Annotated in this window: 20 protein-coding genes; 13 read left to right on the plus strand and 7 right to left on the minus strand. The window is 52.4% G+C overall.

Annotated elements, in window-relative coordinates; genetic code table 11:
- Nucleotide 1 precedes the first annotated feature (1 nt).
- From purF to hisP, 7 genes are all read left to right on the plus strand, one after another.
- Nucleotides 2-1,519 carry an amidophosphoribosyltransferase gene (gene purF, locus M4I31_RS07465; RefSeq protein WP_005129677.1) on the plus strand — a complete coding sequence of 506 codons (1,518 nt, stop codon included), beginning with the start codon at nucleotides 2-4 and terminating at the stop codon, nucleotides 1,517-1,519.
- A 97-nt stretch (nucleotides 1,520-1,616) separates the two neighbouring features.
- Nucleotides 1,617-2,186 (plus strand): UbiX family flavin prenyltransferase, encoded by a 570-nt coding sequence (locus M4I31_RS07470; protein ID WP_038642336.1) that lies wholly within the window; start codon nucleotides 1,617-1,619, stop codon nucleotides 2,184-2,186.
- Nucleotides 2,187-2,471: 285 nt separating this feature from the next.
- Complete coding sequence (argT, locus tag M4I31_RS07475) at nucleotides 2,472-3,254, plus strand: lysine/arginine/ornithine ABC transporter substrate-binding protein ArgT (RefSeq protein WP_085047809.1); 783 nt, start codon at nucleotides 2,472-2,474, stop codon at nucleotides 3,252-3,254.
- Nucleotides 3,255-3,501: 247 nt separating this feature from the next.
- Entirely contained in the window at nucleotides 3,502-4,284 is a 783-nt protein-coding gene (gene hisJ, locus M4I31_RS07480) for a histidine ABC transporter substrate-binding protein HisJ (RefSeq protein WP_003028120.1), read from the plus strand.
- A gap of 186 nt (nucleotides 4,285-4,470) precedes the next feature.
- Entirely contained in the window at nucleotides 4,471-5,157 is a 687-nt protein-coding gene (locus tag M4I31_RS07485; protein ID WP_038642334.1) for a histidine ABC transporter permease HisQ, read from the plus strand.
- Nucleotides 5,154-5,861 (plus strand): histidine ABC transporter permease HisM, encoded by a 708-nt coding sequence (gene hisM / locus M4I31_RS07490; RefSeq protein WP_038642332.1) that lies wholly within the window; start codon nucleotides 5,154-5,156, stop codon nucleotides 5,859-5,861. The genes M4I31_RS07485 and hisM overlap by 4 nt, the downstream gene beginning before the upstream one ends.
- 13 nt (nucleotides 5,862-5,874) lie before the next feature.
- A complete protein-coding gene (gene hisP, locus M4I31_RS07495) occupies nucleotides 5,875-6,648 on the plus strand; it encodes a histidine ABC transporter ATP-binding protein HisP (RefSeq protein WP_038642330.1) in 774 nt (257 codons plus the stop codon).
- A 33-nt stretch (nucleotides 6,649-6,681) separates the two neighbouring features.
- On the opposite strand, the gene M4I31_RS07500 is transcribed toward hisP, so the two are convergent.
- The 4 genes from M4I31_RS07500 to yfcG all read right to left on the minus strand — a co-directional run bounded on the left by M4I31_RS07500 (nucleotide 6,682) and on the right by yfcG (nucleotide 9,234).
- On the minus strand, nucleotides 6,682-7,197 hold the full coding sequence (locus tag M4I31_RS07500) for a GNAT family N-acetyltransferase (protein WP_074458484.1): 516 nt from the start codon (nucleotides 7,195-7,197) through the stop codon (nucleotides 6,682-6,684).
- A 71-nt stretch (nucleotides 7,198-7,268) separates the two neighbouring features.
- Nucleotides 7,269-8,162: a TIGR01777 family oxidoreductase gene (locus tag M4I31_RS07505; RefSeq protein ID WP_085047810.1), complete on the minus strand. Its 894-nt coding sequence runs from the start codon at nucleotides 8,160-8,162 to the stop codon at nucleotides 7,269-7,271.
- A gap of 19 nt (nucleotides 8,163-8,181) precedes the next feature.
- A complete protein-coding gene (gene folX, locus M4I31_RS07510) occupies nucleotides 8,182-8,544 on the minus strand; it encodes a dihydroneopterin triphosphate 2'-epimerase (protein WP_038642324.1) in 363 nt (120 codons plus the stop codon).
- Nucleotides 8,545-8,598: 54 nt separating this feature from the next.
- A complete protein-coding gene (gene yfcG, locus M4I31_RS07515; RefSeq protein ID WP_085048252.1) occupies nucleotides 8,599-9,234 on the minus strand; it encodes a GSH-dependent disulfide bond oxidoreductase in 636 nt (211 codons plus the stop codon).
- A 134-nt stretch (nucleotides 9,235-9,368) separates the two neighbouring features.
- Here yfcG and yfcF point away from each other — a divergent pair, with 134 nt between their 5' ends.
- The 3 genes from yfcF to yfcD are packed head-to-tail and all read left to right on the plus strand — an operon-like array spanning nucleotide 9,369 to nucleotide 11,231.
- Nucleotides 9,369-10,013 (plus strand): glutathione transferase, encoded by a 645-nt coding sequence (gene yfcF / locus M4I31_RS07520; protein WP_085047811.1) that lies wholly within the window; start codon nucleotides 9,369-9,371, stop codon nucleotides 10,011-10,013.
- 55 nt (nucleotides 10,014-10,068) lie between these two features.
- On the plus strand, nucleotides 10,069-10,620 hold the full coding sequence (gene yfcE, locus M4I31_RS07525; RefSeq protein WP_085047812.1) for a phosphodiesterase: 552 nt from the start codon (nucleotides 10,069-10,071) through the stop codon (nucleotides 10,618-10,620).
- Between the two features lie 56 nt (nucleotides 10,621-10,676).
- The gene (gene yfcD / locus M4I31_RS07530; RefSeq protein WP_006683645.1) at nucleotides 10,677-11,231 is read left to right on the plus strand and encodes an NUDIX hydrolase YfcD; all 555 of its coding nucleotides are present in this window, start codon (nucleotides 10,677-10,679) and stop codon (nucleotides 11,229-11,231) included.
- Between the two features lie 56 nt (nucleotides 11,232-11,287).
- Here the strand turns inward: yfcD and yfcC are convergent, their stop codons facing one another.
- The 3 genes from yfcC to ackA all read right to left on the minus strand — a co-directional run bounded on the left by yfcC (nucleotide 11,288) and on the right by ackA (nucleotide 16,432).
- A complete protein-coding gene (yfcC, locus tag M4I31_RS07535; RefSeq protein ID WP_085047813.1) occupies nucleotides 11,288-12,808 on the minus strand; it encodes a putative basic amino acid antiporter YfcC in 1,521 nt (506 codons plus the stop codon).
- 200 nt (nucleotides 12,809-13,008) lie between these two features.
- Nucleotides 13,009-15,153 carry a phosphate acetyltransferase gene (pta, locus tag M4I31_RS07540; protein WP_038642314.1) on the minus strand — a complete coding sequence of 715 codons (2,145 nt, stop codon included), beginning with the start codon at nucleotides 15,151-15,153 and terminating at the stop codon, nucleotides 13,009-13,011.
- Nucleotides 15,154-15,229: 76 nt separating this feature from the next.
- Nucleotides 15,230-16,432 carry an acetate kinase gene (gene ackA / locus M4I31_RS07545; RefSeq protein ID WP_006683648.1) on the minus strand — a complete coding sequence of 401 codons (1,203 nt, stop codon included), beginning with the start codon at nucleotides 16,430-16,432 and terminating at the stop codon, nucleotides 15,230-15,232.
- Between the two features lie 339 nt (nucleotides 16,433-16,771).
- Here ackA and yfbV point away from each other — a divergent pair, with 339 nt between their 5' ends.
- The 3 genes from yfbV (at nucleotide 16,772) to M4I31_RS07560 (ending at nucleotide 18,474) form a co-directional block, all read left to right on the plus strand.
- On the plus strand, nucleotides 16,772-17,227 hold the full coding sequence (gene yfbV / locus M4I31_RS07550; protein WP_038642312.1) for a terminus macrodomain insulation protein YfbV: 456 nt from the start codon (nucleotides 16,772-16,774) through the stop codon (nucleotides 17,225-17,227).
- Between the two features lie 82 nt (nucleotides 17,228-17,309).
- Nucleotides 17,310-17,804: a YfbU family protein gene (locus tag M4I31_RS07555; protein ID WP_038642310.1), complete on the plus strand. Its 495-nt coding sequence runs from the start codon at nucleotides 17,310-17,312 to the stop codon at nucleotides 17,802-17,804.
- Complete coding sequence (locus tag M4I31_RS07560; protein WP_087051296.1) at nucleotides 17,797-18,474, plus strand: sugar phosphatase; 678 nt, start codon at nucleotides 17,797-17,799, stop codon at nucleotides 18,472-18,474. Before M4I31_RS07555 ends, M4I31_RS07560 begins: the two co-directional genes overlap by 8 nt.
- Nucleotides 18,475-18,550 lie beyond the last annotated feature (76 nt).

Genomic DNA, 18,550 nt, shown 5'->3' on the forward strand with positions numbered 1-18,550 from the left:
TATGTGCGGTATTGTCGGTATCGCCGGTGTTATGCCGGTAAACCAGTCGATTTATGACGCGTTAACGGTGCTCCAGCATCGTGGTCAGGATGCTGCGGGCATCATCACTATTGATGCCAACAACTGCTTCCGCTTGCGTAAAGCAAACGGAATGGTGAGCGATATTTTTGAAGCGCGCCATATGCAGCGTTTGCAGGGCAATATGGGCATCGGTCATGTGCGTTACCCAACGGCTGGCAGCTCCAGCGCCTCCGAAGCTCAACCTTTTTACGTCAACTCACCGTATGGCATCACGCTTGCCCACAATGGCAACCTGACCAATGCGCATGAGCTGCGGAAAAAGCTGTTTGAAGAAAAGCGCCGCCACATCAATACCACTTCAGATTCTGAAATCCTGCTGAATATTTTCGCCAGCGAGCTGGATAACTTCCGCCATTATCCACTGGAAGCAGACAATATTTTTGCTGCCATTGCGGCAACCAACCGCCAGATCCGTGGCGCCTATGCCTGCGTGGCGATGATTATCGGCCACGGTATGGTCGCCTTCCGCGATCCTAACGGCATTCGCCCGCTGGTGCTGGGTAAACGTGATATCGGCGATGGTCGCACCGAGTATATGGTCGCCTCCGAGAGCGTGGCGCTGGATACGCTGGGCTTTGAATTCCTGCGCGACGTTGCGCCTGGCGAAGCGGTATACATCACCGAAAAAGGCCAACTGTTTACCCGCCAGTGCGCCGATAACCCGGTCAGCAATCCGTGCCTGTTCGAATACGTTTACTTTGCGCGTCCTGACTCCTTTATCGACAAGATTTCCGTCTACAGCGCCCGTGTGAATATGGGAACTAAGCTCGGCGAAAAAATTGCCCGCGAGTGGGAAGATCTGGATATCGACGTGGTGATCCCGATTCCGGAAACCTCCTGCGATATCGCGCTGGAAATCGCCCGTATTCTCGGCAAGCCGTACCGTCAGGGGTTTGTGAAAAACCGCTACGTAGGGCGTACCTTTATCATGCCGGGCCAGCAGCTGCGTCGTAAATCCGTGCGCCGTAAACTGAATGCCAACCGTGCGGAGTTCCGTGATAAGAACGTGCTGCTGGTGGATGACTCTATCGTACGTGGCACCACCTCAGAACAGATTATCGAGATGGCGCGTGAAGCCGGAGCGAAGAAAGTGTATCTGGCCTCTGCCGCACCGGAAATCCGCTTCCCGAACGTTTATGGCATCGATATGCCTACCGCGACGGAGCTGATTGCTCATGGTCGCGAAGTGGACGAAATTCGCCAGATAATCGGCGCAGACGGGCTTATCTTCCAGGATCTCAACGATCTGATTGAAGCGGTCCGCGCTGAGAACCCGGATATTCAGCAGTTTGAATGTTCAGTGTTTAATGGCGTCTATGTCACCAAAGACGTTGACCAGCAGTATCTCGATTTCCTTGACTCCCTGCGTAATGACGATGCCAAAGCGATATTGCGTCAGAATGAAGCGGAAAACCTTGAGATGCACAACGAAGGTTAATGTTTGCTCGCAAGCAAGGGCGCAACCCGCACCCTTGCTTGCAACTCCCCGTAAATTCCTGCAAAGTCGGCCCTGAAGCAAGCAAGGGCGATTAAACATGAAACGACTCATCATTGGTATTTCTGGCGCAAGTGGAGCGATTTACGGCGTGCGCCTGCTGCAGGTTTTGCGTGACGTTACTGATGTGGAAACCCATCTGGTGATGAGCGCCGCTGCCCGGCAGACGCTGGCGCTGGAAACGGATCTCTCTGTGCGCGACGTGCAGGCTCTGGCGAATGTGACTCACGATACGCGCGATATCGCCGCCAGCATTTCGTCTGGCTCTTTTCAGACCGCCGGGATGGTTATCCTGCCCTGTTCAATTAAAACCCTTTCTGGCATCGTGCATAGCTATACCGATGGGCTGCTCACCCGTGCGGCTGACGTGGTATTGAAAGAACGTCGCCCGCTGGTGCTGTGCGTGCGTGAAACGCCATTGCATCTGGGGCATTTGCGGCTGATGACGCAGGCGGCAGAAATTGGGGCGGTGATTATGCCGCCTGTCCCGGCGTTTTATCATCGCCCGCAAACGTTAGATGATGTGATTAATCAAACGGTTAATCGTGTCCTTGACCAGTTTGATATTTCTCTTCCTCAGGACCTCTTCACCCGCTGGCAAGGGGCGTAAGCCGTTCTATTAGCGTGCAAAGAAACATCCGTTGCCCTGTTTCAGGGCAATTTTGTAACCGCGATCATATCCTCAACATTTAATTCGTCAAAACTCAACGAAACGCTGCGTTTCAACCGTCAGACCTGCTATCTTCAAAATCAGGACAATATTGCAACGTTTTATTAACATATTTAACGTCGAATATCCTCAACGACGCGAAAATGGCATAAGACCTGCATGAAAAAGTCTGCAAACACAACACAACGTAAAACATAATAAAATTACGCCACTTGAGGGTTATGTATGAAGAAGACGGTTCTTGCTTTGTCTTTGCTGGTAGGACTTTCCGCAACCGCGGCCAGTTACGCAGCACTTCCGCAGACAGTTCGTATTGGTACAGATACCACCTACGCGCCTTTTTCCTCTAAAGATGCCAAGGGCGACTTTGTCGGCTTTGATATCGATCTGGGAAATGAGATGTGTAAACGCATGCAGATCAAATGCACCTGGGTTGCCAGCGACTTTGATGCGCTGATCCCGTCGCTGAAAGCGAAAAAAATTGATGCCATCATCTCCTCGCTTTCTATCACCGAGAAGCGCCAGCAAGAGCTTGCCTTCTCAGACAAACTTTACGCCGCAGATTCTCGTTTGATCGCCGCGAAAGGTTCCCCGATTCAACCGACTCTGGACTCCCTCAAAGGTAAACACGTAGGCGTACTACAAGGCTCAACTCAGGAAGCCTATGCCAATGATAACTGGCGCAGCAAAGGCGTGGATGTGGTGGCCTACGCGAACCAGGACCTGATCTATTCTGACCTGACGGCGGGCCGTCTGGATGCGGCATTGCAGGATGAAGTCGCGGCCAGTGAAGGTTTCCTTAAACAGCCGGCAGGCAAAGACTACGCTTTTGCCGGTCCTTCAGTTAAAGATAAAAAATACTTTGGCGACGGAACCGGGATTGGCTTGCGCAAAGATGATGCGGAGCTGAAAGCGGCTTTCGATAAAGCGCTGGGCGAACTGCGCAAAGACGGCACCTACGACAAGATGGCGAGTAAGTATTTTAACTTTAATGTCTACGGCGATTAATTCATCGACGTGGGGAGTTGGCTGCACCATGGCGGGTAACCATTATGGTGCATCATAAATTCAGTGCACTGTTTTGGTGCCTTTATCGCTGACTTAATAAGCATGAGTGCATACTTAAGCGCTTTTCATGCAAATAAATACCGCCGACAAGGTAGAATGTTTTGCCTTGTCGGCCTGATTAATGGCACGATAACTGCACCTGGTCCTGTAAAGATCCCCTATAAAAGACAGTCTGTTGAGGATAGTTATGAAAAAACTGGTGTTGTCTCTTTCTCTGGTCCTGGCTTTCTCCAGTGCTACCGCAGCATTTGCAGCCATTCCGCAAAAAATTCGTATCGGCACCGATCCTACTTATGCGCCGTTCGAATCGAAAAATGCGCAGGGTGAATTAGTCGGTTTTGATATCGATCTGGCTAAAGAGCTATGCAAACGGATTAATACACAATGTACCTTCGTGGAAAACCCGCTGGACGCGCTGATCCCTTCGCTAAAAGCGAAGAAAATCGATGCGATTATGTCTTCGCTTTCCATTACTGAAAAACGTCAGCAGGAAATCGCGTTTACCGACAAACTTTATGCAGCCGACTCGCGTCTGGTTGTCGCTAAGGATTCTGCTATTCAGCCGACCATTGAGTCGCTGAAAGGCAAACGTGTCGGCGTGCTGCAGGGCACCACTCAGGAAACGTTCGGCAACGAACACTGGGCGCCAAAAGGTATTGAAATTGTCTCCTATCAGGGACAAGACAACATCTATTCTGACCTGACTGCCGGGCGTATTGACGCCGCATTCCAGGACGAAGTCGCTGCCAGCGAAGGCTTCCTGAAACAGCCAGTTGGTAAGGATTACAAATTCGGCGGCCCGTCTGTGAAGGACGAGAAATTGTTTGGCGTGGGTACCGGTATGGGGCTGCGTAAAGATGATAACGAGCTGCGCGAAGCACTGAATAAAGCCTTTGCGGAGATGCGCGCTGACGGCACTTACGAGAAGCTGGCTAAAAAGTACTTCGATTTTGATGTTTATGGCGGTTAATCACCGCAGGTGCTGATAAAGCCCGTAGATTTTTGACGCGTTGAATTTATGCCTGATGGCGCTGCGCTCATCCGGCCTACATTGATTTTGTAGGCCGGATAAGGCAACGCCGCCATCCGGCATTTAACGGTGAGTCTGAAATCAAAAGAGGCTTATTACTCCACCACACACGACAGGACAGGCAGCATGTTGTATGGCTTTTCAGGTGTTATTTTACAGGGCGCAATTGTTACGCTTGAGCTGGCTCTCAGCTCAGTGGTGCTGGCGGTTCTGATAGGCCTTGTCGGCGCGGCAGCAAAACTGTCGCAAAGCCGGGCGTTGGGGCTTATTTTCGAAGCGTACACCACGCTTATCCGCGGCGTGCCCGATCTGGTCTTAATGTTGCTCATCTTCTATGGATTACAAATCGCGCTGAATACCATTACCGATGCAATGGGGGTCAGCCAGATTGATATCGATCCGATGGTAGCAGGGATAATCACGCTCGGATTTATCTACGGGGCTTACTTTACCGAAACGTTCCGCGGCGCGTTTATGGCTGTGCCCAAAGGCCATATTGAAGCTGCGACGGCATTCGGCTTTACCAGTTCACAAATATTTCGCCGCATTATGTTCCCGGCGATGATGCGCTATGCCTTACCGGGAATTGGTAATAACTGGCAGGTTATTCTCAAAGCCACGGCGTTGGTATCGCTGCTCGGTCTGGAAGATGTGGTGAAAGCCACTCAGCTTGCCGGGAAGAGCACCTGGGAGCCGTTCTATTTTGCCGTGGTGTGCGGGGTCATCTATCTGGTGTTTACCACAGTTTCTAATGGTGTGCTGCTGTACCTTGAGCGCCGTTACTCCGTGGGTGTGAAGAGGGCTGACCTGTGATTGAGATAATTCAGGAGTACTGGAAATCCCTGCTGTGGACGGACGGTTACCGCTTTACCGGTGTGGCAATTACTTTGTGGTTGTTGATCTCGTCGGTGGTGATGGGCGGCATACTGGCGCTGTTTTTGGCGATTGGTCGCGTTTCCAGCAATAAATTTATCCAGTTCCCGATCTGGTTATTTACCTATGTTTTTCGTGGCACGCCGCTGTATGTACAGCTGCTGGTGTTTTATTCCGGGATGTATACGCTGGAGATAGTCAAAGGAACGGACTTCCTCAACGCGTTTTTCCGCAGCGGATTGAATTGCACCGTACTGGCGTTGACGCTGAATACCTGCGCCTATACGACGGAGATTTTCGCCGGGGCGATTCGTTCTGTGCCACACGGTGAGATTGAAGCCGCGCGCGCTTACGGTTTCTCGTCATTCAAACTGTATCGCTGCATAATTTTGCCTTCCGCGCTGCGTATTGCGCTGCCGGCATACAGCAATGAAGTGATTTTAATGCTGCACTCCACGGCGCTGGCGTTTACCGCCACGGTGCCTGATTTGTTGAAAATCGCCCGCGATATCAACTCGGCAACGTATCAACCGTTTACCGCTTTCGGTATTGCCGCGGTGCTGTATTTGATTATTTCGTATGTCCTGATCAGTCTGTTCCGTAAAGCGGAAAAACGCTGGTTGCAGCATGTATCCTCTAAATAATTCGAGTAACACGATGTCTGAGAATAAATTAAACGTTATCGATTTACATAAGCACTACGGCGAACATGAAGTGCTGAAAGGGGTATCGCTGCAAGCTAATGCGGGTGATGTTATCAGTATTATCGGTTCGTCAGGTTCCGGTAAAAGTACCTTTCTGCGCTGCATTAACTTTCTTGAAAAACCGAGCGCTGGTTCTATTGTCGTCAGTGGGCAGAACATTGGACTGGTGCGTGACAAAGACGGCCAGCTCAAGGTTGCGGACAAAAATCAACTGCGTTTGCTGCGCACAAGACTAACCATGGTCTTTCAGCACTTTAATCTGTGGAGCCACATGACGGTGCTGGAAAACGTCATGGAAGCGCCGATTCAGGTATTAGGATTGAGCAAGCAGGAAGCCCGCGCACGCGCGGTGAAGTATCTGGCTAAAGTGGGCATTGATGAGCGAGCGCAGGGTAAATATCCGGTGCATTTGTCTGGTGGTCAGCAGCAGCGCGTTTCTATTGCGCGAGCGCTGGCGATGGAACCGGAGGTGTTGCTGTTTGATGAACCCACCTCGGCGCTTGACCCAGAGCTGGTCGGCGAAGTGCTGCGCATTATGCAGCAACTGGCCGAAGAAGGGAAAACCATGGTGGTCGTGACCCATGAAATGGGGTTTGCCCGAAATGTCTCCACGCATGTGATCTTTCTGCATCAGGGGAAAATTGAAGAAGAGGGCGACCCGGAGCAGGTATTCGGCAACCCGCAAAGCCCACGCTTGCAGCAGTTCCTCAAAGGATCGCTGAAGTAATTCAGTTGCCCGGAGGCGCTATGCTTTCCGGGCCTACCGCTTTAACGCATCGCACTCCAGGCGATAAACCCAGTCGTCGTGCGCTACCCCATTAATTTCATACGCTTTTTCCAGCACCTGCGTTCGTACAAAGCCCGTCTTTTCCAGAACACGTATCGACCCCTTATTCTCTGCCAGCACGTAAGCATTTATCGCCGTGACGCCAGCCTGCTCCAGGGCATACTGACACACCGCGCGCACGGCTTCGCTGGCAATACCTTTCCCCTGCGCATGCGGCATGAGGGCGTAACCGAGGTCGGCCTCATGCGGATAAAGATGACTGATTTGCAGACCAATATCGCCGAGCGGCGTCGGGTTGTTATGCTCGCGAATAACAAATGTGTGCTGTGCGGCAAGGCGTCTGGCGAATAACAGACGCGTATCCTTTGCTGGGGCGATGTCGCCCATATAGCGCATGACTTCAGGGCTTTCACGCAGTCTCTGGAAAAATGACCAGTCAGAAAATTGAAACAAAGAGAGGGTAAGACGGGGAGTCGATATTTTTGCCATAACGTCGCCATTGCGGAAGTCAGATCTATAACCTTACCATCGCAACGGCGAATGTGAATAGCGCTTAGCAACTATCGGATAACATCTGCTAGCGCCTCTTCTAAATCGTACCAGCGAAACGCGAAACCGGACGCTTCCAGGCGTTTGGGTAACGCCCGCTGTCCGCCGAGAACCAGCACGGAAGATTCGCCCATCAGTAGACGTATTACGCTGGCGGGAACGCGCAGTATGGCTGGGCGGTTTAATGCATGACCCAGTGCGTGGGCAAACTGCTCATTGTGTACCGGGTACGGTGAAACCATATTGAAGGGGCCACGCAGATCGTTATCCAGCAGCCAGATAATGCCGTTGACCATATCATCAATATGGATCCAGGCCAGATACTGGCGTCCGTTACCAATCGGGCCGCCTAAACCAAGACGGAATGGCGGGACCATTTTCCCCAGAATCCCGCCAGCAGAGGCCAATACCACGCCGGTACGCAACATACACACGCGGGTTTTGTCACTTTGCGCGGTGCTGGCAATTTGCTCCCAGCGGGCGCAAAGCTTATGGGTAAATTCGTTATGCGGCGGCTCTTCTTCCGTGACGACAACTTCGCCCAGATCGCCGTAGTAACCGGTAGCGGAACCGGATATTAACACCGCGGGCGGCGTCTCGCTGGCGTTGATTAAATCGACCAGTTTCTGCGTGATGCCCCAACGACTCTGGCACAGGCGCTCTTTTTGCTCAGCGCTCCAGCGCTTATCTGCAATAGGCTCTCCGGCAAGGTTAATCACGGCATCAATGCCATCGAGATTTTGCTGCTCTGCCAGCCCCTTCCATAACGTGACCCGAGAGTCGAGAATCTGACGCGCCTTATCAGGGGTACGTGTCACTACGGTTATCTGATGCCCCAGTTCGAGCAGGCGGGGGATCAGATGACGTCCAATCAGGCCAGTACCGCCGGTAATCAGAATCTGCATGTCGCCTCCCGGGTTACGTTTAGCGCTGCCAGCTCAGCGTCATGGATACTGAGTCGGCGTAACGCAATGCGTGAAGTTTATCGATCTCCACTTCAGCATAAGTGACCCAGTGATGTTCGCGTGCGATATCGAGCACATCTTGAGTTAATTTTTCTAATAGTGAGAAGCGGTTACTCTCCACGTGCGCAATGATGCTTTTGGTGATAGTGCGATAATTCAGCGCGTCGTTGATATCTTCGCTGATACGGGCTTTGTCTGCCGGATAATGAATGGCAATGTTGATGACGATATCCTGGCGGTTAAGGATCTCCTCTTCTTTGATGCCGATAAAGGTGCGCAGACGAAGGTTTTTTATACGAATAATCGCGTCAGGTTGTGACATTGCAGGTTTCCTCCATGTATGAACCTATTCATGATACACGAGAATCGAACCGTGTTACCGCTTCTCAGTCTGCGCTTGCAGCATGGCGCGTTCTGTGGCGGGACGCGTACGGATGCGCTCATGCCAGTTATTAACCGCCGGGTAATTGTCGAGGTCGATACGCTGACGCTGGTGGGCATGAATCCATGGCCAGCAGGCTATGTCCGCAATGCTGTAGTGATCGCCCCCCAGCCAAGGGGAGGTTTCCAGACGTTTATTCATTACGTTGTACAGGCGCTGGGTTTCAACCTGGTATCTTTCAATGGCGTAGGGAATAGTCTGCGGGGCGTAATGACTGAAATGGTGATTCTGACCGAGCATGGGCCCCAGGCCGCTGACCTGCCAGAACAGCCATTGCAGCGTGGTGTGGCGCTCACGCAACTCACCGCTCAGCAGCTTGCCGCTCTTTTCCGCCAGATAGAGTAAAATTTCTCCGGACTCAAACAGGCTGATCGGGCTTCCACCATCCTGCGGCGCATTGTCGATAATGGCCGGGATTTTATTGTTCGGCGAGATCTGCAGAAAATCAGGACGAAACTGGCTACCTTTGCTGATATCGACATGAATCAGACGGTATTGCAGCTGCGCTTCTTCAAGAAACAGCGTGATTTTGTGACCGTTTGGCGATGGCGTGTAATAGAGATCGATCATTTTCAGCGTCCGTTTTGTCATGAACCGGGTCATTACAAGTATAGAGCCTGTTGGCGTGCGTGAGTTTTCATCAAGTGACAGCGAGAGAAAGACTCTATATTTTGAAGGCAAGCCAATACACTTCAGAGGACGTTATGAGCAAACCTGCAATTACGCTGTGGTCAGATGCCAATTTTTTCTCCCCTTACGTGCTGTCTGTTTATGTCGCTCTGCAAGAGAAAGGGCTACCTTTTACGCTGAAAACTGTTGATCTCAACAGCGGTGAACACTTGCAACCTTCATGGCAAGGTTATGCGTTGACGCGCCGCGTGCCGGTCCTGGAGATTGACGATTTCGAGCTGAGCGAATCATCAGCAATTACTGAGTTTCTGGAAGAGAGCTTTGCCCCGCCGCAGTGGGAGCGCATCTACCCACATGATGTGCAAAAGCGCGCGCGGGCTCGCCAGGTGCAGGCGTGGATCCGCAGCGATCTGATGCCTATTCGTGAAGAGCGCTCAACGGATGTGGTTTTTGCTGGCGTGAAAAAAGCGCCGCTGAGCGACGCCGGAAAAGCCAGTGCGGAAAAACTGTTTGCCACTGCGAGCAGTTTATTGAGCCATGGTAAACAGAATTTATTTGGCGAATGGTGTATCGCTGATTGCGATTTAGCGCTAATGCTTAATCGTCTGGTCCTTAACGGCGATGAGGTGCCAGAAGCGCTTGCGGAATACGCCACCTTCCAGTGGCAGCGCGCTTCAGTTCAGCGTTTTATCGCGCTTTCAGCGAAGCGTTCCTGCTGACCATCGGAGCGTAATCCAGTATCATTACAAGGTACTTTTCAACGAGGAGTGAGTGATGAAACTGATGTTCGCATCGGACATTCATGGTTCGTTGCCAGCCACGGAACGCGTACTCGAACTGTTTAGCACAAGCGGTGCGCAATGGCTGGTGATATTGGGTGATGTTTTAAATCACGGACCGCGTAATGCGTTGCCGGAAGGCTATGCGCCCGCGCAGGTTGCAGAGCGGTTGAATGAACTGGCAGCGCGGATTATTGCGGTGCGTGGCAATTGCGACAGCGAAGTGGATCAGATGCTCCTGCATTTTCCGATAACCGCGCCGTGGCAGCAAATTCTGACAGAAAACCAGCGACTCTTTTTGACGCACGGGCATCTTTTTGGCCCGCAAAATATGCCAGCGCTCAGCGCGGGAGATGTACTGGTTTATGGCCATACTCATCTGCCGGTTGCCGAGTTGCAAGGGGATGTCTATCACTTTAACCCTGGCTCGGTAAGCATCCCGAAAGGAGGCTTTGCGGCAAGCTACGGGATTCTGGATGATAATGTTCTCAGCGTAATGGCACTCAATGATCAAAGTGTTATTGCGCAGATCGAGATTAATCCGTAATTTACCCCACAAACATAAACGCGCCGTAAGAGCGCCAGAAAAAAGAAGGTTTCCTGATGGTGGAACAGCGTCGTTTGGCAAGTACGGAATGGGTGGATATTGTGAATGAAGACAACGAAGTCATCGCACAGTCCAGCCGGGAACAAATGCGGGCGCAGCGCTTACGCCATCGTGCGACGTATATCGTGGTGCACGATGGTATGGGCAAAATTCTGGTTCAGCGTAGGACTGAGACAAAAGATTTTTTGCCCGGCATGCTGGATGCCACCGCTGGCGGTGTTGTTCAGGCTGACGAGCAGCTACTGGACTCAGCGCGCCGTGAAGCGGAAGAGGAGTTGGGGATTGCGGGCGTGCCGTTTGCCGAGCACGGTCAGTTTTATTTTGAAGACCAGAACTGTCGCGTCTGGGGCGGGCTGTTTAGCTGCGTTTCCCACGGGCCGTTTGCGCTTCAGGAAGAAGAGGTCAGTGAAGTTTGCTGGCTGACGCCGGAAGAAATCACCGCACGCTGCGACGAATTTACGCCGGACTCACTGAAAGCGCTGGCGCTGTGGATGACCCGCAATGCCAAGAATGAAGGGGCGAAAGCCGAAAAGCAGGAAGAAGCCGAGTAACGTCTGCTCATCCGGCCTACAGCGTCGAGAAATCATGTAGGCCGGGCAATTATTTTTTAATGGTAACCCATTATCTGCGCCCCAATCACCACCACGCTGGACATAATAAACAGCAGGCCCAACAGCGTGGCGCCTACTTTCAGCCATTTACGAAAATCCACCCGACAAACGCCTAACGTTGCCATCAATGATGCCGACGTCGGATAGATAATGTGACTGAATCCGTCGCCAAACTGGAAGGCCAGTACGGTGACCTGACGGTTTACGCCAACCAGATCGCCCAGCGGCGCTAATAGCGGCATGGTCAATGCAGCCTGGCCAGAACCGGACGTGACGAAGAAATTAAATACCGCCTGGAACAGCAGCATAAACCATGCAGCGATAGCGTTATCCAGCCCGCTGATACCGTTGGAAATGCTGTGCAGCAGGGTATTTAATACGCTGGCTTCGCCCGCCTCTCCGTTACCGACCAGCAGTAATATGCCCTTGGCGAAACCGACCAGCAGGGCGGGAGCAATCATCATTCGCGCGCCTTCAGTGAATGAAGCTGCCATGACGTTGACCGTCATACCGTTGAGACGGAACACGACGCCGATAATGCCAATCACCAGTCCCATCGTGAAGAACTGGCTGGCGATCTCAGGAATAAACCACGCGTTGACGATAACGCCCCAGACGACCCAAATCATCACCGCCGTCAGTACCAGCAGTACCAACCAGTCGCCCAGCGTGAAGCGGCGTTCTACAACCTCGTCCTGCTGCTCGCGAAAAAAACGGTCTGACTCATGTACCCGGGAGAGAAGCGGATTTTTTTTGATGCGCGCTGCGTAGGCCAGGGTGAAGGTCAGCCCTATCAGGGTCGCAACCACCCACACGACGATACGCAGACCAGAACCAGAGAGCACCGGGACGCCTGCAATACCCTGTGCGACCACCACGCAGAACGGGTTCATCCAGGAACTGGCAAAACCAATCTGGGTGGCGATATAAGTGACCAGAACGGTGGTGATACTGTCGTAACCTAAGCGTACCATCAAAGGCGCGATAATAATGGCAAAGGCGACCGCCTCTTCGCCCATGCCAAACACCGCGCCGCCTAATGAGAAGAGAACAAACAGCACCGGGATAAACAGGACCTCGTTACCTCGCGTATGGCGAATGAGCGCCAGGATACCGTTATCAATGGTTCCGGTACGCATAACGATGCCGAATGCGCCGCCAATCACCAGCATAAACATAATAATGCCGACGGCGGTGCCGAATTTAGAGCCGGAGGTTAATCCTTCAAACGGAAAATTCATCAGGCCAGGGCGTTCATCTCCGGTGGTGAAAAACTGCACCCGGTGATACTGCTCTTCACCCGCATCGTTGGTCAGAATACGAAAAGAGTGGGGGTCGACAACTTTACGGGTTTTGGTTTGCCCATCAACCTGATACTGCACTTCCTGGCTGTCGAACATCCCGACCGGAACAACCCATGTCGCCAGGCTGGTTAAAATGGCGACGAAAAAAATAATCACCAGCGTATCGGGCATCGCCCATTTTTTGGCTGGCTGTGATTCTGTGACTGCTGACATGAAAGACTATCCCTGTTGCAATGCAAAAGAGAGTAAGTATGCAAACAGAAGAATAGTTATTCATTGATGCAGCGCATCCTGGCAAATATTTCAGAATGTACCAAAGAAAAAACAGATATAAAAAAACCGGAAATATCAGCTATTTCCGGTTTGATAAGCAGAGGTGTTGCCGGATAAGAGATCCGGCACACCGCAGCAAATTACTTCTGCTGCTGGGATGACTGGATCGCGGTCAGGGCGATGGTATAGACGATATCGTCTACCAGCGCACCACGGGACAGGTCGTTCACCGGCTTGCGCATACCCTGCAGCATTGGCCCGATGGAGATCAGGTCGGCAGAACGCTGTACCGCTTTGTAGGTGGTGTTGCCGGTGTTCAGATCCGGGAAGATGAACACGGTAGCGCGACCTGCAACCGGCGAGTTCGGCGCTTTGGATTTCGCTACGTCAGCCATAACCGCGGCGTCGTACTGCAGCGGACCGTCGATCATCAGGTCAGGACGTTTTTCCTGCGCCAGACGAGTCGCTTCGCGAACTTTCTCTACATCGCTACCTGCACCAGAGGTACCGGTGGAGTAGGAAAGCATCGCAACGCGCGGTTCGATACCGAAGGCGATGGCGGATTCAGCGGACTGAATGGCGATTTCTGCCAGTTGTTCAGCAGTCGGATCCGGGTTGATCGCGCAGTCACCGTAAACGTAAACCTGTTCCGGCAGCAGCATGAAGAACACGGAAGACACCAGCGAGCTACCCGGCGCAGTTTTGATCAACTGCAGCGGTGGACGAATGGTGTTTGCGGTAGTGTGAACGGCACCAGAAACCAGACCGTCAACGTCGTCCTGCTCCAGCATCAGGGTACCGAGAACCACGTTGTCTTCCAGCTGTTCGCGGGCAACGGTTTCGGTCATGCCTTTGTTCTTACGCAGCTCAACCAGGCGAGCAACGTAGCTTTCGCGAACCACATCGGGATCAACGATTTCTACGCCAGCACCCAGCTCAACGCCCTGAGAGGCCGCAACGCGGGTGATCTCATCCGGGTTACCCAACAGAACGCAGGTAGCAATACCGCGTTCAGCACAGATAGCAGCCGCTTTAACGGTACGCGGTTCGTCGCCTTCCGGCAGAACAACACGTTTGCCCGCTTTACGCGCCAGCTCGGTCAGCTGATAACGGAACGCCGGTGGAGACAGGCGACGGCTGCGTTCAGAAGTCGCGGTCAGAGATTCAATCCAGTCAGCGTTGATGTAGTTAGCAACGTATTCCTGAACTTTTTCGATGCGCTCGTGATCGTCAACCGGAACTTCCAGGTTGAAGCTCTGCAGGCTCAGAGAGGTCTGCCAGGTATTGGTGTTCACCATGAATACCGGCAGGCCGGTAGCGAATGCACGTTCGCACAGTTTGTTGATGCGCGCGTCCATTTCGTAGCCGCCAGTCAGCAGCAGAGCACCGATTTCTACGCCGTTCATAGCAGCCAGACATGCTGCAACCAGCACGTCAGGACGGTCGGCAGACGTCACCAGCAGAGAACCTGCGCGGAAGTGCTCCAGCATGTGCGGAATGCTACGTGCGCAGAAAGTCACAGACTTCACGCGACGGGTGTTGATATCGCCTTCGTTAACGATGGTAGCGTTCAGGTGACGCGCCATATCGATTGCACGGGTAGCGATCAGATCGAAGCTCCATGGCACCGCGCCCAGAACCGGCAGCGGGCTGGATTCTTGCAGTTTAGCCGGATCAACTTTGATCACCTGCGCTTTGGAAGAGTCGTCGAAAATCTCGGACAGATCCGGGCGAGTACGGCCCTGGTCATCAACCGGCGCGTTCAGTTTGTTAACGATAACGCCAGTGATGTTGGTGTTTTTCGCGCCGCCGAAGCTGCTGCGAGTCAGTTCAATACGCTCGTTCAGCTGTTCCGGGGTATCGGTACCCTGAGACATCACGAAGACGATTTCCGCATTCAGCGTTTTCGCGATTTCGTAGTTCAGAGACTGCGCGAACTGATGCTTACGTGTTGGGACCAGGCCTTCAACCAGTACAACTTCAGCATCTTTGGTGTTCGCGTGGTAATTCGCGATGATCTCTTCCATCAGCACATCTTTCTGATTGCTGGACAGCAGAGATTCAACGTGGCTCATCTTCAGCGGCTCAGCAGCTGGCAGGTTAGAGTTCGCACGAACGATAGTGGTAGTCTGGTCTGGCGCATCGCCACCGGCACGAGGCTGAGCGATGGGTTTAAAGACGCTCAGACGAACGCCTTTGCGTTCCATAGCACGGATCACGCCGAGGCTGACGCTGGTCAGGCCGACGCTGGTTCCGGTAGGGATCAGCATAATAATACGGGACACGGTTTATCCTCTTTCGTTACCGCCCATTTCAGGCGGGTTACAAAACAGCACCGCCAGCTAGGCTGGCGGTGTGAAATCAGGCAGTCAGACGGCTCGCGTCTTGCGCGATAACCAGTTCTTCGTTGGTTGGGATAACCACCGCAGGACGGGTACCTTCTTTGTTGATGAAACCAGATTTGCCGAAACGTGCGGCCAGGTTACGCTCGTGGTCAACTTCAAAGCCCAGAACGCCCAGTTTGCCCAGAGACAGTTCACGAACCATCGCTGCGTTTTCACCGATACCACCAGTGAAGACAACCGCATCCAGACGACCATCCATCAGCGCAGTGTAAGAACCGATGTACTTCGCCAGACGGTGGCAGTAAACGTCCATTGCACGTTTAGCGTCTTCTTTGGTTGTGTAGTTATCTTCAACATAACGGCAGTCGCTGGTGACTTCGGTCAGACCCAGCAGACCGGATTCTTTGGTCAGCATTTTGTTGATCTGGTCAACGCTCATGCCCAGGGTGTCGTGCAGGTGGAAGATGATCGCCGGGTCGATGTCACCGGAACGTGTACCCATCACCAGACCTTCCAGCGGGGTCAGGCCCATGGAGGTATCAACACATTTACCGTTACGGATAGCAGATACAGAACCGCCGTTGCCCAGATGGCAAGTGATGATGTTCAGTTCATCAACCGGTTTGTTCAGCATTTTTGCCGCTTCCTGAGTAACAAAGAAGTGGCTGGTGCCGTGCGCGCCGTAACGACGAACGCCGTGTTCTTTGTACAGGCTGTACGGCAGAGCATAGAGGTAAGACTCTTCCGGCATAGTCTGATGGAACGCGGTGTCGAACACAGCGACGTTTTTGTCTTTCAGGCTTGGGAAGGATTTCAGCGCTTCTGCGATACCGATCAGGTGAGCCGGGTTATGCAGCGGTGCGAAAGAGGCAGAATCTTTGATGCCCTGGATAACGGAATCATCGATAACCACAGAGCTGGTATACTTCTCGCCGCCGTGTACGATACGGTGACCGATAGCGGTCAATTGCGCAGACAATTCTGGTTTTTGTGCCAGAATAGTGTTAACGATAAAGTTCAGCGCTTCACTGTGAGCGGCGCCTGCACCTAAAGCCGCTTCTTGTTTACCGCCGTCCATTTTCCACTTGATGCGTGCTTCTGGGAGATGGAAACATTCGGCTAAACCAGAGAGGTATTCTTCACCGTTTACTGCATCGATGATGGCAAATTTCAGTGAGGAGCTACCGCAGTTCAGAACCAGTACTAACTTACTCGACATGGAAGTACCTATTTATGATACGTGGCTAAAAAAACGTCAGGGAGTCATAGAGCGTAGCGCATGATGATACCGACGTTTATGATTAACATCATGCGCCAGAGTCTTTTTGGGCACGATGGAATAAATACCTTTGAGTCTATGTCATTTTGCGTATTTTTCAGCCAGTGGCATACTGTATGCCAATTTGACGACTCAATGATTTTGGACTAAAGGCCTTACAGGCCGGCACAGGATACCTGAATGTGGGTATCAAAGACAAAATGTTTTGAACGATGTCCTTTATAGTTGTTGTTTTGCACAAATTTTTTAATTTTTATATGTGAAGTTGAGGTAACCGCCATGTCGACACCGGATAATCGTTCCGTCAATTTTTTTAGTTTGTTTCGCCGGGGGCAGCACTATGCGAAGACGTGGCCAATGGAAAAGCGCCTCGCGCCCGTATTTGTTGAGAACCGCGTCATCCGTATGACGCGTTACGCAATCCGTTTTATGCCGCCCATCGCTGTTTTCACCTTATGCTGGCAAATTGCTTTAGGCGGGCAGTTGGGACCCGCCGTGGCGACGGCGCTGTTTGCGCTCAGTCTGCCGATGCAGGGCATGTGGTGGCTGGGTAAGCGTTCTGTCACGCCGCTGCCGCCTTCAATACTCAACTGGTTCTACGAAGTTCGGGGTAAATTGCAAGAGGCCGGGCAGGCGCTCGCTCCGGTAGAAGGAAAGCCTGATTATCAGGCGCTGGCTGACACGCTTAAGCGCGCCTTCAAACAACTGGATAAAACTTTCCTTGATGATTTGTAATTGACCCCTGATTACGCATATAAAAGAAGGCACAAGATGCCTTCTTTTTTTCATCGTAGTAGTAGTGATACAGGAGTCCCAAATGGAAATGACCAACGCTCAACGTCTGATTTTGTCTAACCAGTACAAAATGATGACTATGCTCGATCCCACTAACGCCGAGCGTTATCGTCGTTTGCAGACGATTATTGAACGCGGTTACGGCTTGCAGATGCGCGAGCTGGATCGTGAGTTTGGTGAGCTGACGGAAGAAACCTGCCGTACGGTTATCGATATTATGGAGATGTATCACGCATTACATGTGTCCTGGACTAATCTAAAAGACGCGCAGTCTATTGATGAGCGCCGCGTGACCTTCCTCGGCTTTGACGCTGCAACGGAAGCCCGTTTCCTCGGGTATGTACGGTTTATGGTCAATGTGGAAGGGCGTTATACCCACTTTGATGCGGGTACGCATGGCTTCAACGCCCAGACCCCGATGTGGGAAAAATATCAACGTATGCTGAATGTCTGGCACTCTTGCCCGCGCCAGTATCACCTGAGCGCGAATGAAATTAACCAAATCATTAATGCCTGAGGGGGCGAGCGTGCAGTGCAAAGGTTTTCTGTTTGATCTGGATGGAACGCTGGTCGATTCCTTACCCGCAGTAGAGCGCGCGTGGTGCAACTGGGCCGATCGTTTTGGCCTCGATCACGCCGAGGTGCTCGGCTTTATTCATGGTAAGCAGGCCATTACCTCCCTGCGACACTTTATGGTGGGCAAGTCCGAGGCGGAGATCGCTGCGGAGTTCACCCGCCTGGAGCAGATCGAAGCGACGGAAACCGCGGGGATTACCGCGCTGCCAGGGGCGGTTGACTTGCTCAACCATCTCAACAAAGCGGGCATTCCATGGGCGATTGTGACTTCCGGTTCAATGCCGGTCGCACGGGCGCGTCATCGTGTCGCAGGACTTCCTGCTCCTGAAGTGTTTGTCACTGCCGAACGGGTAAAAAGAGGGAAGCCAGAGCCAGACGCCTATCTGTTAGGCGCTCAGTTACTGGGCCTGGCGCCACAGGAATGCGCGGTAGTCGAGGATGCGCCCGCAGGGGTGCTCTCGGGACTGGCGGCAGGGTGCCATGTAATAGCGGTAAATGCGCCAGCGGACACGCCGCGTCTGGATGAGGTCGATTTTTCGCTGACCAGTCTGGAACATATTTCTGTGACCAAGCAGCCCAACGGAAATGTGGTCGTTGTAAGAAATACCTGATCATGATTTAGCCCCAGATTGTTGGGGCTTTTTTATGGCAGAATCGCTCCATCCCTCTCATTTAACAAGGATATGT

The organism is Citrobacter sp. XT1-2-2 (genome assembly GCF_023516235.1).
In the GTDB taxonomy this organism is placed as follows: domain Bacteria; phylum Pseudomonadota; class Gammaproteobacteria; order Enterobacterales; family Enterobacteriaceae; genus Citrobacter; species Citrobacter werkmanii.